Annotated in this window: 13 protein-coding genes; 5 read left to right on the top strand and 8 right to left on the bottom strand. The window is 71.5% G+C overall.

Annotated elements, in window-relative coordinates; all coding sequences use genetic code 11:
- Positions 1-18: 18 nt before the first annotated feature.
- A complete protein-coding gene (locus OPF83_RS04485) occupies positions 19-1,026 on the bottom strand; it encodes a glycosyltransferase (RefSeq protein ID WP_264886024.1) in 1,008 nt (335 codons plus the stop codon).
- Between the two features lie 27 nt (positions 1,027-1,053).
- On the bottom strand, positions 1,054-1,614 hold the full coding sequence (locus OPF83_RS04480) for a type 1 glutamine amidotransferase domain-containing protein (RefSeq protein WP_264886023.1): 561 nt from the start codon (positions 1,612-1,614) through the stop codon (positions 1,054-1,056).
- Between the two features lie 85 nt (positions 1,615-1,699).
- On the opposite strand from OPF83_RS04480, the gene OPF83_RS04475 reads away from it, so the two are divergent.
- The gene (locus OPF83_RS04475; RefSeq protein ID WP_264886022.1) at positions 1,700-2,425 is read left to right on the top strand and encodes an LmeA family phospholipid-binding protein; all 726 of its coding nucleotides are present in this window, start codon (positions 1,700-1,702) and stop codon (positions 2,423-2,425) included.
- Here OPF83_RS04475 and OPF83_RS04470 read toward each other — a convergent pair.
- On the bottom strand, positions 2,422-3,978 hold the full coding sequence (locus OPF83_RS04470) for an adenylate/guanylate cyclase domain-containing protein (protein WP_264886021.1): 1,557 nt from the start codon (positions 3,976-3,978) through the stop codon (positions 2,422-2,424). The genes OPF83_RS04475 and OPF83_RS04470 overlap by 4 nt on opposite strands.
- A gap of 227 nt (positions 3,979-4,205) precedes the next feature.
- On the opposite strand from OPF83_RS04470, the gene OPF83_RS04465 reads away from it, so the two are divergent.
- Positions 4,206-5,777, top strand: coding sequence for a DEAD/DEAH box helicase (locus OPF83_RS04465; RefSeq protein ID WP_264886020.1), 1,572 nt, complete (start codon positions 4,206-4,208; stop codon positions 5,775-5,777).
- A 116-nt stretch (positions 5,778-5,893) separates the two neighbouring features.
- On the opposite strand, the gene OPF83_RS04460 is transcribed toward OPF83_RS04465, so the two are convergent.
- The 3 genes from OPF83_RS04460 to OPF83_RS04450 all read right to left on the bottom strand — a co-directional run bounded on the left by OPF83_RS04460 (position 5,894) and on the right by OPF83_RS04450 (position 9,089).
- Positions 5,894-6,718 (bottom strand): acyl-CoA thioesterase II, encoded by an 825-nt coding sequence (locus OPF83_RS04460; RefSeq protein ID WP_264886019.1) that lies wholly within the window; start codon positions 6,716-6,718, stop codon positions 5,894-5,896.
- A 23-nt stretch (positions 6,719-6,741) separates the two neighbouring features.
- Positions 6,742-7,959 carry an acyl-CoA desaturase gene (locus OPF83_RS04455; protein ID WP_264886018.1) on the bottom strand — a complete coding sequence of 406 codons (1,218 nt, stop codon included), beginning with the start codon at positions 7,957-7,959 and terminating at the stop codon, positions 6,742-6,744.
- A 119-nt stretch (positions 7,960-8,078) separates the two neighbouring features.
- On the bottom strand, positions 8,079-9,089 hold the full coding sequence (locus tag OPF83_RS04450) for an LLM class flavin-dependent oxidoreductase (RefSeq protein WP_264886017.1): 1,011 nt from the start codon (positions 9,087-9,089) through the stop codon (positions 8,079-8,081).
- Positions 9,090-9,170: 81 nt separating this feature from the next.
- Between OPF83_RS04450 and thiM the strand changes: the two genes are divergently transcribed.
- Complete coding sequence (gene thiM / locus OPF83_RS04445; protein WP_264886016.1) at positions 9,171-10,055, top strand: hydroxyethylthiazole kinase; 885 nt, start codon at positions 9,171-9,173, stop codon at positions 10,053-10,055.
- 74 nt (positions 10,056-10,129) lie between these two features.
- A complete protein-coding gene (thiE, locus tag OPF83_RS04440) occupies positions 10,130-10,798 on the top strand; it encodes a thiamine phosphate synthase (protein WP_375546211.1) in 669 nt (222 codons plus the stop codon).
- Positions 10,799-10,820: 22 nt separating this feature from the next.
- Here the strand turns inward: thiE and OPF83_RS04435 are convergent, their stop codons facing one another.
- Positions 10,821-11,462, bottom strand: a complete 642-nt coding sequence (locus tag OPF83_RS04435) for a hypothetical protein (RefSeq protein WP_264886014.1) — start codon at positions 11,460-11,462, stop codon at positions 10,821-10,823.
- A gap of 38 nt (positions 11,463-11,500) precedes the next feature.
- Between OPF83_RS04435 and OPF83_RS04430 the strand changes: the two genes are divergently transcribed.
- Positions 11,501-11,872 (top strand): VOC family protein, encoded by a 372-nt coding sequence (locus tag OPF83_RS04430; RefSeq protein ID WP_264886013.1) that lies wholly within the window; start codon positions 11,501-11,503, stop codon positions 11,870-11,872.
- A gap of 11 nt (positions 11,873-11,883) precedes the next feature.
- Here OPF83_RS04430 and OPF83_RS04425 read toward each other — a convergent pair whose 3' ends face one another.
- Positions 11,884-12,780 (bottom strand): AraC family transcriptional regulator, encoded by an 897-nt coding sequence (locus OPF83_RS04425; RefSeq protein ID WP_264886012.1) that lies wholly within the window; start codon positions 12,778-12,780, stop codon positions 11,884-11,886.
- Positions 12,781-12,857: the final 77 nt, after the last annotated feature.

Here is a 12,857-nt window from a genome sequence, read left to right as displayed (position 1 = left end):
AACCAGGACGCTGGGAGATCAGCGCGAGACGGCGGTCCTCGTCGTGGTCGTCGTCGCCGACCTGATGACCTCCGCCGCGCGCGAGGCCGCACCGTCCACTCCCCAGCTGTCGCGGATCCCCCCGGACGCCTGATCCAGGGAGCGGGTCACCTGGTCACACACGGCGTGCGCTACAGCGGTAGGGCCGTCGCCGTAGCGCAACACGACCGCGCCTTCGTGCGCGCCCAGGGCGCCAGCGGTGGCGTCCTGCTCGCCGTACTCGTGCCGGCGGGGGACCACCACCATCGGCACGTCACAACAGGCCGCGTCCGCAACAGAGGCCTGTCCCGCGCACGTCACCACTACGTCTGCAGAGGTGAGCTCGTCCCACGGGTCCTCGCGCCACACGCCGTCCGGGCCGCCCACCTCGACCCACTCGGCGACGCCCAGTCGCTGCGCCGTGGAGCGCACCGCCCGCCAGAAGCGATGGTCACCGCTCGGCCCGGCACTGTTGAGGTGGACCACCCGGGGCCGACGACGACGAGGCGTCCGCTCCCGACCGCGCCGCTCGAACCGGGAGATCCCCCCGACCTCACGCACCCGGCCCCGCGTGCCCGCGACGGTGGTCGGATGCGCGCCCGGCGGCCACGCCGCCAGCAGGGTCTCGGCGGCGCGGCACCGCAGGACGTGCGGCTCGTCGTCACGCAGCCCCGGTGGCAGGGTGCTCACCACGGGCGTCCCGGTCATACGCGCGGCCAATGACATGGCGGGGGGACCGTCCACCCAGACCGTCCTGGGGCGCATCCGGTCGATCCAGGTCACGGCGGCGCGGCGGGCGGACAGATCGATGTCGTCGGGTTCCGGCCCGACCTCTTCCCGGGTCGCGGGCAGGTGAACCACACTGGACCCACGCGGCCGGGTCCGCTCGTCGAACGGGCCGGCCAGCAACATCGTCACCGCTTCCCCGCTGTCACGGAGAGCGGCGACGACCGGCAGCACGCGGTTCAGGTGTCCCCGCCCACGGTTGTGGACATAGACGCCGATCATCGAGAGGGCCCCTCGCTTGTCCCGTGCCTAGTCTGCGCCCCGGATCGCGCCGAGGAGGGCGTCGCAGAACGCCGGGAGGTCGTCCGGGGTGCGGCTGGTCGAGATGCCGTCGTCGGTCACGAGTTCGGCGTCGACCCACTCGGCGCCCGCGTTGGTCAGATCGGTCCGCAGGCTCGGATACGAGGTGAGGCGGCGGCCGCGCACGACGTCGGCCTCGATGAGGACCCACGGGGCGTGACAGATCGCCAGCACCGGCTTGCCGGCCTCGACCATCTCGCGGACGAGGGTCAGGGCGTGCTGGTCCTGTCGCAGCGCGTCCGGGTTGGCCACACCGCCGGGCAGGACCAGGACGTCGAACTCCGCGGCGGAGACGTCGGCGGTCGTGCGGTCCACGGGGCGGGTGCCGGCGTGGCTGAGATGGTCGAGGAGCCCGACCTCCCCGTCGTCGGTGCTCACCAACACGGCGGTGTGGCCGGCGTCGGTGACGGCCTCCCACGGCTCGGTGAGTTCGACGCGTTCCACGCCTTCACCGGCGACGAGGAAGGCGACGGTGCGGGTTTCGGTGGTTACTTCCTGGGTTTCGGTCATTCCCCGAGGGTGCGGGCGGCGGGACTGTATCGCAACCGGACGACGAGGGGTGGACCCCGGCGCGCGGGTCCGGCACCATACCGGCATGGGACGTGGAGTTCGGTCGGGACGAGTCAGCCGGGGCGGCGGGCGTGGCTGCGGCTGCTCGGTGATCCTGTTGCTGTTGCTGCTGGTGGGGCTTGTGGCGGCCGCCGAGTTCGGCACGCGGTGGTACCTGGCGGACCGGGCCGAACGGGAGGTGTCGGCCAGGGTCGACGCGCCGGCGGACGTGTCCTTCGGCCGGGGATTGCTGCTGTGGGAGCTGATCACCTCCCGTTCCGCGGGGGAGGTCCACCTGACCTCGCCCGGCTCCGACACCGTGCCGCAGCTCGACGTGGCGGCCTACTCGGTGACCCTCGTCGACGGCGCGCTGCATGCGGAGACCCTCGACGGCACCGCGGTGCTCGACGAGCTGCAGCTGGTCGCGGCGGCGGCTCAGGGCGGTCCGGAGAGCTCGCCGATCGCAGGGCTGACGGAGGTGCGGTCGGTGCGGCCCGACGCGGCGGCGGGACTCCTGCGCGCCGACCTGGGCGGGATCGCCGAGATAGGGGTGGCGCCGGGCGTCTCCGACGGGCGGCTCACGCTGCGGCCCGTGCAGACCGCGCTGCTGGGCTTCCCGCTGCCGGACGGCCTGTTCTCCGGCATCACCACCGTGGTCGACTCGGCGGTCGCCGATCTGCCGCAGGGCGTCGTGATCGAGGGCACCCGGGTCGTGACCGAGGGGCTCGAGGTGAGCCTCGGCGGACGCGACGTGGTCTTGCAGACGAACTAGGCGGTTCGCGGAACGCAGAGCTCGGTCGGCTCGTCGCGGCCCCGGACCACCTCGAAGCCCGTGGACTCCCAGCGGCGCGCCTCGGCGGGGTCGGAGGCGGAGACGGCGGCGCCGGAGGCCAGGACCAGCCCGTCGCGGTCCTTGGCCAGGTCGCACAGGCGCGAGGCCTCGTTGACCGCGTCGCCGATCACGGTGTACTCGAAGCGGTCGTCCGAGCCGACGTACCCGGCCACCACGTCCCCGTAGGAGGCGCCGATGCCGGCGCGGCAGTCCGGCACCCGCTCGGGGAGTCGATCGGCCAGCGTGCGGGCGCACGCTACCGTGGCCGTGGCCGGGTCCTCCATCGATCTGGGCGCGCCGAACACCACGAGCGCGGCGTCGCCGAGGAAGCTGTCGACGAAGCCGTCGTATTCCTCCACGGTCTCCACGACCACGGCGAAGAACCGGTTGAGCACGTCGACCACCGCCGCGGCCTCGGACCGGGTGGCCATCTCGGTCGAGCCGATGAGGTCCACGAACACCACCCCGACGCGCGAGTCACGCCCGCCCAGCTCGGGGTCGTGCAACTCGGCGGCCTCGGCCACCTCGCGCCCCACGTGCCGTCCGAACAGGTCCCGCAGACGCTCGCGCTCCTCGAGCCCGGCGGCCATCTGGTTGAACCCGCGTTGCAGCTCGCCGAGCTCGGTGCCGTCGTAGACCACGACCCGCCGGGACAGGGTGCCGGCCGTGATGTCCTCCATGGCCCACCGCACGCTGCGCAGTGGGCCGATCATCGAGGCCGTCGCCAGCGAGATGAGGAGGAACCCGGCCAGCAGGGAGGTGGCGCCGAGGACGACGACGATGACGGCGAGGCGTTCCAGTGACAGGGCGCGGCCCGCGAGGGTGTAGACCGCCACGATGATCAGGCCTGTCACGGGGACCCCGCTGCCCAGAGCCCATGCCACCCGGAGCCGCGTCATGGCGCCGAGGAAGCGGGCCCGCGGCGCCGTTCCCGTCGACAACGCGACCGCGGCGACCGGGCGCAGGCCGAAGTCGGTGAACAGGAACGCCGCACCGCACACGACCATCCCGGAGAAGACGATGGTGAAGCCCACCACCGGGATCGCCGCCGGGTCGATCACGCCGAAGGCCGTGGTGATGACCGCGGCGCCGAGGATCCACAGGAAGCCCTGGATGAGCGTCACCTGCCCGGGGAGGCGGAGTGCCTGAGCCCGCTCGCGGTCGGTGGGGTCGCGGCCGTCGAGGAACCAGTGCACCCGGCGGAAGACCACGGCGCGCACCCACACCAGGCCGAGGATCGTCGCCAGCCCCACGTAGACGGGCACGATCACCGCGTTGGGCCACAGAAACCGCGAGGACAGCAGGTGAGGCCCGGGGAGCACGAACAAGATGAGCACCGCCGCGACCGCGATGCCGACCAGGTTGGAGCCGAGCAGCGTCAGGACCAGCAGGATCCGCACCCGAAGCGCGCGCAGACGGGCGGGCTCGCGTTCGCGTCCGAGCAGCACCGAACCCAGGTCGGGGCGGCGCAGCAGGGACAGGTCGAGGCGCATGGTGACTAATCGTGCCACCGCGCGGCGCGCGAGGCGACGATCTCGTGATGCTCTCCGTCACACATGTGGGAAGCGGGGCCCGCGACGAGTACGGTGGTTGCAGTCGGTCCGCACCACGCTTGCCTCGGACCGAGCGGCTGGTCGACCTCCCGTGGTCGCGCACCGGCCGCATCCGTCGATAAGGCGGTGCGACATCCGCGAGCGCGCCGGGCAAGACGCCCCCATCTATGTACGGAGCCTTCTCCTTGTCACGTTCTTTCGCCGATCTCGGCGTTCCCTCCCCCCTGCTCGACGTCCTCGGCGACGCTGGCATCGTCACCCCCACGCCCATCCAGGACGCCACGCTCCCCGACGCACTCGCCGGGCGCGACGTGCTGGGCCGCGGCCGCACCGGCTCCGGCAAGACCTACGCGTTCTGTATCCCGCTGGTGGCCCGACTGGCCGCCTCCGGCGGCAAGCGCAAGAAGGGCGCCCCGCGCGGGCTGATCCTCGCGCCCACCCGCGAGCTGGCACGTCAGATCGACGAGACGCTCGCCCCGCTGGCCACCGCGATGGGCATGCGCACCACCGTGATCTTCGGCGGCGTCTCGCAGGGCCGTCAGGTCGATGCCCTCAACCGTGGCGTGGACATCGTCGTGGCCTGCCCGGGTCGCCTCGAGGATCTCATGGGGCAGAAGCACTGCAGCCTGGCCTCGACCGAGGTCACCGTCCTCGACGAGGCCGACCACATGGCCGACCTCGGCTTCCTGCCGGGCGTCACCCGCATCCTGTCGGCCACGCCGTCGGACACACAGCGCCTACTGTTCTCGGCGACCCTCGACGAGGGCGTGAGCAAGCTCGTCAACCGGTTCCTCGTGGACCCGGTCGACCACTCCGTCGACGACGGCTCCGCCACCCCGGGCCCGACCGCCCATCACGTGCTGCGGGTCACTTCCGATGACCGCGTGCGCGCCCTGGCCGACCTGGGCGGTGCCCACGAGCGGACCGTCATGTTTACCCGCACCAAGCACGGTGCGAAGCGACTGGCCAAGCAGCTCACCGGCCGCGGTGTGGCCAGCGTGGACCTGCACGGCAACCTGTCACAGAACGCGCGCGTGCGGAACCTCGACGCGTTCTCCTCCGGCGAGGCGACCGTGCTCGTGGCCACCGACATCGCCGCCCGCGGCATCCACGTCGACGACGTGCAGTTGGTCGTCCACGCCGATCCGCCGGCCGAGCACAAGGCGTACGTGCACCGGTCGGGTCGTACCGCCCGCGCCGGAGCCGTGGGCACCGTCGTCACCGTGGCCACCCAGGACCAGGTCGGCGAGGTGCGTGGCCTGCTGCGTGCCGCCGGTGTGACCGCGGGCGAGATCATGCTCGCCGAGGGCAGCGATGCCGCCGTGGCGCTGGCCGACGCTCCCGAGCCGCCGCCGCACGTCCCGGACGCCGAGGCCGAGAACGGCCCGTCCGTCCGCAGCCGGTCCCGCCAGAACCGCGGCCAGAGCCGCCAGTCCCGGAACCGCCAGCGCAGCCAGCAGGGTGAACAGCGTCAGCAGGGTGCTGGTGAGCGCCGTCAGCGTGGCCAGCGCCAGCAGGGCCAGGCCCGGTCCGGCGCGGAGCAGTCGCGCTCCGGTCAGCGCCAGGGCCAGCCACGCTCGGGCCAGTCGCGCTCGGGTCAGTCGCCCTCCGGACAGCGCCAGGGCCAGTCACGATCCGGCGCCGGCCAGTCCGGCTCGGGTCGACCGCGCTCGGACCAGCGGTCGGGCCACGGCGCGGCCGGCGGCGGACGTCGTCGCGCCACCCGCGCTGTCGGCTGAGACCAGCGCACCTGACACCTCCGCCCCTCGGCGATCGTCCTGAGACGATCCGAGGGGCGGAGTCTGTTGTGGGCCCGGACCATGCCCGGCTCGGGCCCGGCCGCCACGGGTCTCCCTCAGGCGAAGATGGTGATCGACTGCCGACTGATCGCAGCGAGTTCGCCGGACGGCAGCCACAGCATCGCGTGCGTGTGCGCGTATCCGTCGCGGGCAGAGTCGGTGGTCGACTGGTAGGCCAGATCCGCTGAGCCCGGGACGGTCTCCGTACCGATCTCGGCGATCAGCTCGAGGGTCCAGGTCAAGCTGCTGCCGGGCGCGAAACCCTCGACCATCTGCAGGGGCGCCGGCGGCCACGCGTCGGCCAGGAGCACGACGTGCTCCTCGGTGAGGAACTGCGGCCGCTCGCGCAGCCCGGTCCACCCGCTGATCCCGTTGCTGGAGGCGCCGCTGAACGGCATCTCGCCACCGACCTGCCGAAGCTCGGCGAACCGGTAGAACTCGGGCGTGAGCTTCTCGACGTAGGGGAACGCCTCGACCGACGACGGCTCGGGAAGCTCCGGGAAGGGATGCGTCGGCTCGACCGCCAGCGTCGACTCGCGATGCTTGCCGAAGGCCGCAAGGGCCACCGCCACGACCTCGCCCGACTGACGCAGAGTGGCCTGACACTGGGTGACGTTGGAGCCGACCCGCAAGACCTCGGCCTCGATCTCCACCGTGCCGGGAGTGGCAGGACCGATGAACGACACGGAGATCGACCGCAGCGGCGGTACGGCAGCCGGATTCCCGGCGGAGGCGGCTGCCTCCGCGACCCGGCCCTTCATGGCCGACAGGAGCAACGCCCCGGTGAGCCCTCCGAAAATAGCCCGCCCCTGGGCCCACCCCTGGTCGACCTCGATCGTTCCGCCTCGCGAGGCGGCCTCCAGCATGCTCGTCAGCGACATGCTGGACAGTTTGCCAGGACGGTTCAGCGCGCCGAACGGGCCCGTCTCTTTCGCAGAAGCCGACCTGCAGCGAGTGCCGTGGCGAGCCCACCGGACGCCGCCGGCAGGGCGGCGAACATCTTCTCGCTGCGCGTCTCCGGGGCATCATCGGCCGTGCGCCTCAGGTACCGGTCCGGGAGCGACAGCCGGGCGATGGTGCGCCACGACTGCAGGTACTGCTTCCACAAGGGGCCGGAGACGTAGGGCAGGTCGTACCGGTCGCACAGCTCGCGGACCTTCAGCGAGATCTCCGCGTACCGGTTGGACGGCAGATCCGGGAACATGTGGTGCTCGATCTGGTACGACAGGTTTCCGGACATGAGGTCCATGATCGGACCGCCGTCGAGATTGGCACTGCCGAGCATCTGCCGCAGGTACCACTCCGCCTGCGTCTCGTTCTCTACATCCGTCACGGTGAACTTCTCGGCACCGTCCGGGAAGTGCCCGCAGAAGATCACCGCGTTGGTCCATACGTTGCGGATGATGTTGGCGGTGACCGTCGCCGTGAGCGCCTGTCTCCTGCCGGGTCCGGCGAGGACCGGGAACAGGATGTAGTCCTTGAGGACCTGCTTGCCCGCCTTGACGAGGAACTTCCGCGCACGTCGCTGCTCGTCCGGCGCGTGATCCGAGCCGGGGAGCGCAGCCCTGAGACTGACCGCCTGCAGGCCGATACCCCACTCGAAACCCACCATGAGGGCGGTGTTGATCAGGACGTTTGCGGCGTACCGGGGCTCCCACGGCACGTCACGCGTGACGCGCAGGACCCCGTAGCCCACATCGTCGTCCATCCCGATGATGTTGGTGTACTTGTGGTGCAGGAAATTGTGGGTGTGCTTCCAGTCGGCCGAGCTGCCGACGAGGTCCCACTCCCAGTTCGTCGAATGGATCTCCGGATCGTTCATCCAGTCCCACTGACCGTGCAGGACGTTGTGACCGATCTCCATGTTCTCGAGGATCTTCGCCACCCCCAGCACGCCGGCGCCGATCGCCCACGCGGTCCGGTTACGGGGACCGAAATACAGGAGCGCCCGGGACCCGAGCTCGAGTCCGCGCTGCAGCCGGATGATGCTGTGGATGTACTTGTGGTCACGCTCCCCACGGGAGGCGAGGACCTCGTTCCGGATCGCGTCGAGCTCCCGCCCCAGGTCCTCTATCTGCTCGGTACTGAGGTGGGCGTACTCGCCGACGTCGGAGATCGCCATACCCCGACCTTATGCCTCCCGGCGAGAAGCGGCCAGAGCTTGCCGCCGGAGGCGACTCGGATCGTGACCGGTCTCACCGTAAACCAGCCCGACCTGGTCAGAAGTCCACGAGAACCGCGTCAGCGCCTCCACGCCCGACGCAGGACCTCGAGGGTTCCGTGCACCCGCTCCGGAGACGATCCGGCCGGCGCGATCATGAGCTCATCGGCGCCCGCCCGGTCGGCGAAGTCAGTGAGATAGTCGCGCACCGTCGGCCCGTCGCCGCACGCGGTGTAGGAAATCATGTGGAGGATCTGACGACCGCCCGCCGAGTCCATGATCATGTCGAGCTCTTCCTCGGAAAAATCGCGGCCCCTACCGGCCATCCGCTTGACCCGCTCACGTCGGTACCAGGCCAGTTCCCGTTCGGCGCGCTCCTCGTCGTCGTCGGCCACCACGTTCACCGCGGCGATCATGTACGGCTCCGCCAACTGCTCACTCGGCTGGAAGCGCTCGCGGTACACCGCGGAGGCCTGCTCCAGAGCGTCCGGCGCGAAGTGGGAAGCGAACGCGTACGGCAGGCCGTAGGCGGCGGCGAGTTGGGCGCCGAACAGGGACGAACCGAGGATGTAGAGGGGCACCCTGGTCCCACGGCCGGGCACCGCCACGATCCCCTTGGTGCGCGCCATGTCGCTGGGCGAATCGCCGAGGAAGGCCTGCAGTTCCCGCACGTCATCGGGGAAGTTCTCGGCCGCCCGCGGCTCGCGGCGCAACGCACGCAGGGTCTGCTGGTCCGTGCCGGGCGCGCGCCCCAGACCCAGGTCGATGCGGCCGGGGTGGAGCTCGGCGAGGGTGCCGAACTGCTCGGCGATCACGATCGGCGAGTGATTGGGCAACATCACACCGCCGGAGCCGAGGCGGATGGACTCGGTCTGGGAGGCGATGTGGGCCATGAGCACCGCCGGCGCCGACGACGCGATGGACGGCATGTTGTGGTGCTCGGCGTACCAGACCCGCTCGTACCCCAACTCCTCCGCCTTCTGCGCCAGCGCGACCGAGTCCTGCAGCCCCTCCCCCACGCTCTGGCCTGGGCGGACGGTGGCGAAATCGATCACGGACAGCGGCAGTTCACGGAAGTCAGCGGCGGGCATACCCCGTGCAACCGACTTCACCGGCCCGCTATTCCACCCGGTACCCGGCCCGTCACCCTCGCGGCACGGCAGACTGGGACCATGCCCGCACCGCACGAACCCACGCCCGGCTCCGACGCCACCAACCGTGCCGCCGATCCCGCCACGACCGTCGCCCGCCTGGTGGCCCTGCTGCGGGAGAAGACCCCGCTGGTCCACTGCCTCACCAACTCGGTGGTGCGGGAGGTGACCGCGAACGTCCTGCTCGCGACGGGCGCGGCGCCGGCGATGATCGACCACCCCGAGGAGGCCGGCGACTTCGCCGCGGTGGCCTCGGGCGTCCTGGTCAACGTCGGCAATCCCACCTCGGAGCAGATCGAGGGTATGCACGCGGCCATCGCGTCGGCGCGCGAGCACGACACCCCGTGGGTGCTGGACCCGGTCGCGGTGGGAGGCCTGGCGCTGCGTACGGATCTGGCGACCGGCTGGCTCGACCACTCCCCCGCGGCGATCCGGGCCAATGCCTCGGAGGTCGTGGCGCTGGCCGGCGCAGGACAGGGTGGCCGCGGCGTGGACTCGACGGCCACGGTCTCCAGCGCGCTGCTGCCGGCGATGGAGCTGTCCGGCCGCACCGGCGGCACCGTGGCCGTGTCGGGAGAGAAGGACCTGATCATCACCCAGGTCGGCGCCATGACCCGCGCGACCTGGATCGACTCGGGGCATCCGCTGCTGCAGACGGTCATCGGCACGGGCTGCGCGCTGGGTGCGGTGACGGCCGCCTACCTCGCGGCGGCGCGCACGGCGGGCATCCCCGATCACGACGCGGTGGTGGCCGCGCACGCCCACATCGGCGCGGCGGGCACGGCGGCGGGCCAGGTCGCGATGGGCCCCGGCTCGTTCGCGATGGCGTGGCTCGACGCTCTGTATTCGCTGTCGCCGGAGCAGATCGCCGAGCTGGCGGTCCTGACGATCGCCGACACCGAGTGAGCGGCGCGGCGAGCTCACCCGACGCCGCGCCTCGCGCCCGCCGGCGCGCCACCGCCGTCGGAACGGACTGGCGCCTGTACCTGGTCACCGATCCGTACCTGGGCGGCGGGCGCGACGCGGTTCCGGGCATCGTGGCCGAGGCGGTCCGTGGCGGCGTGGGTGTGGTCCAGGTACGGGACAAGGAGTGCGACGACGACGAGTTCGCCACACGCGCCGCCGCCGTCGCCGAGGCGGCGTCCCGTGCTGGTTCGGAGGTGGGCCGTGAGGTGTCGGTGTTCGTCAACGATCGGGCGATCGTCGCGCGTGAGCTGGGGTTGCATCTGCACATCGGGCAGTCGGACATGCCGCTGGCGCAGGCGCGGGCCGAGCTGCCCGATCACTTGATGCTCGGCCTGTCGATCGAGTCGGAGGCGCAGCTGGCCGCCGCACTGGCGGACCCGGCGATCGCGCCCGACGTGGTGGGCGTGAGCCCGGTGTGGTCGACGCCGACCAAGACCGACACCGCACCGGCGCTGGGCGTGCGCCGGGCGGATCGGCTCGCTCGCGCGGCGCACGCGGGCGGCGGGCGTTCCCTTCCGGGCGGCGTGCGCGCGGTGGGCATCGGCGGGGTGAACGCTTCGACCGTGGCCGACCTCGCGGCCACGGAACTCGACGGCGTATGCGTGGTCTCGGCGATCATGGCCGCCCCGGACCCGCGTGCCGCGGCGGCGGACCTGCTCGCCCGCTGGTCCCGTCGCTCGTGACCGTTTCCGGCTCCGGCTCCGGTCAGTCTCCCCACGGGTGGCAGGCGCCGAACCCGCCGAAGCCGGTGCCGATCGTCGGGTGCGTGGACACGGTCAGCTCGTCCCGGTGCTCGTTGATCAGATACGCGTAGTGGGCCCCGTCTGCCGTTGGCTCGGCCGACAGCGCGGCGGTCGCGGACTCGCTGGCCGCGGTCTCGGTGGGCGGAGCTGCGGCAGACGTCGGCGCCGGCCGGAAGCCGTGCGGCTCGACGGCACGGACGATCTCTTCCCACACCGCGCTCCATGCCTCGGCGTCGAGGGGCGCGGGATGGGTCATCTCGCTGGCGTAGAACTTGCCGATGCCGTCGTCGAGCTGTCCCGAGTCGTCAACCCGGCTCGGACAGGCCACCTCCTGCGCCTCGCGGGTCTCCCGCCACCCGTCGACTCCGAGCTCGCGTTCGAGAACCGCCCGCATCTCCGCGTGGCCGGCCTCGATCACCGCGCGTGAGCCTGTCACGTCGACCGAGTCGGTGAACGGGACGTTGGCAGCACCGATCGGTCCCGTGCTCGTCGGCGGGGAGTCCTCCGATGGAGTTCCTCCCACGCCGCAGCCCGCAGCGGTGACCGTGAGCGCGAGCAGGGCGGGAACCAAGGAGTGCAGCTGGACAGCGCGGTTCGGCTTCACACCCACAATGGTGCCTGTCGACGCGTACTTTTCTCACCATGAGACACATTCCGCTCGAGATCACCATGGTCGAGTTCCCCAGCACCTCCATGTCCGCGACCTCCGACTTCCTGGCGCAGGTGTGCGGGTGGAAGCCCACCGTCTACGGGCAGTCCTACACCGATCTCACCGGCGGCGGGATCGACGTGGGCGTCCAGGGGGATGCGGACGAGCAGTCGCCGGCGCCGCTGATGGTCATCCGGGTGTCGGACCTGGACGAGGCGCGCGCGGAGATCGAGGCGGCGGGCGCCGTGGTGACCCTCGAGCCTTTCGACTTCCCCGGCGGTCGGCGCTTCCACTTCCGGGAGCCGGGCGGCAACGAGATGGCGATGTGGGTGCCCACCGAGGAGCCCGATCCGACCGACGGGTGACGCTGCCCGGGTCAGCGCCGCTCGCGTTCGACCGGTAGCCACAACTCGCAGGTGGCGGTGCTGGAGTCGGCTGAGTGCTCGAGCACGCTGAGGATCGACGGGCCGGGCCGCAGGCGCCACGGGTTGGACGGGAACCAGTCGGTGGCGGTGGCGGCCCACATCCGCTGTAGCGCGGCCGGGTGCTCACCGGAGGAGCGGAACACCGCCCAGGTGCCGGCGGGCAGGTCCAGCGCGTCGAGGTCGGTGGGGACGGGGGTGTCGACGACGACGGCGACGCCGTGCAGATACGTCAGCTCGGTCCCCTCCGGGGAATCCGGATCCACGTCCCCCGTGATGCTCAGGATCCCGGCGGGTTCGGCGTTCGAGAGCTCTTTGAGTCGCAGGTGCTCGGCCGGCGGGATCGACTCGACGTGGCGGCGGATGTGCGGGTTCTCCCCCTCGTGGATGAGCGGGAGGCGGGTGGCGTGGCCGACGAGGCGGAGGGCGGGCTGGTCGATGATGCGGGCGTCCATGGGACGGCTCCCTTCTACGGTCAGGCGGAACCTGAGTACGGGTTGGCTGCGAAGGGGGCCGCCATCCCGGCGGACATCGGCGTGACTGACGCCGTGGACCGCGCGGAATGCCCGACCGAACGACTCGACCGAGCCGTAGCCGTAGCGCACGGCGATGGTGAGGAGGTCGTCGCCGGACAGCACGTCCGCGGCGGCGACGGTCATCCGTCGGCGCCGCACGTACTCCGACACCGGCATCCCTGCCAGCGAGGCGAACATGCGTCGCGCGTGGTAGCTCGTCGTCCCAGCTGATGTGGCCACGGCCTCGACCATCTCGGCGCCGGTCGCCTGGTGGGCGTCCGGGTCAGCGAGGTGTCGTTCGATCTCGTCGACGATGCGGTTGAGGATCTCGATCACGGTTGTCCTCCTTCCTCGACGAGGGTGGGCTTCCTTCCTCGACGAGTCTGCGTGGCGGAAAGGGAGCCGGCTCGATA

It is taken from the genome of Dietzia sp. NCCP-2495 (assembly GCF_026011735.1).
Lineage (GTDB): Bacteria > Actinomycetota > Actinomycetes > Mycobacteriales > Mycobacteriaceae > Dietzia.
The sequence above is the reverse complement of the archived record's forward strand: the minus strand, read 5'-3'. Positions and strand labels throughout refer to the sequence as shown.

What these genes read in the sequence shown, in the direction of transcription:
- OPF83_RS04480 (WP_264886023.1), bottom strand. Translation starts at nt 1,614, where the DNA reads ATGACCGAAACCCAGGAAGTAACCACCGAAACCCGCACCGTCGCCTTC.
- thiM (WP_264886016.1), top strand. Translation starts at nt 9,171, where the DNA reads ATGCCCGCACCGCACGAACCCACGCCCGGCTCCGACGCCACCAACCGT.
- OPF83_RS04465 (WP_264886020.1), top strand. Translation starts at nt 4,206, where the DNA reads ATGTACGGAGCCTTCTCCTTGTCACGTTCTTTCGCCGATCTCGGCGTT.
- OPF83_RS04450 (WP_264886017.1), bottom strand. Translation starts at nt 9,089, where the DNA reads ATGCCCGCCGCTGACTTCCGTGAACTGCCGCTGTCCGTGATCGATTTC.
- OPF83_RS04430 (WP_264886013.1), top strand. Translation starts at nt 11,501, where the DNA reads ATGAGACACATTCCGCTCGAGATCACCATGGTCGAGTTCCCCAGCACC.
- OPF83_RS04470 (WP_264886021.1), bottom strand. Translation starts at nt 3,978, where the DNA reads ATGCGCCTCGACCTGTCCCTGCTGCGCCGCCCCGACCTGGGTTCGGTG.
- OPF83_RS04460 (WP_264886019.1), bottom strand. Translation starts at nt 6,718, where the DNA reads ATGTCGCTGACGAGCATGCTGGAGGCCGCCTCGCGAGGCGGAACGATC.
- OPF83_RS04485 (WP_264886024.1), bottom strand. Translation starts at nt 1,026, where the DNA reads ATGATCGGCGTCTATGTCCACAACCGTGGGCGGGGACACCTGAACCGC.
- OPF83_RS04475 (WP_264886022.1), top strand. Translation starts at nt 1,700, where the DNA reads ATGGGACGTGGAGTTCGGTCGGGACGAGTCAGCCGGGGCGGCGGGCGT.
- OPF83_RS04455 (WP_264886018.1), bottom strand. Translation starts at nt 7,959, where the DNA reads ATGGCGATCTCCGACGTCGGCGAGTACGCCCACCTCAGTACCGAGCAG.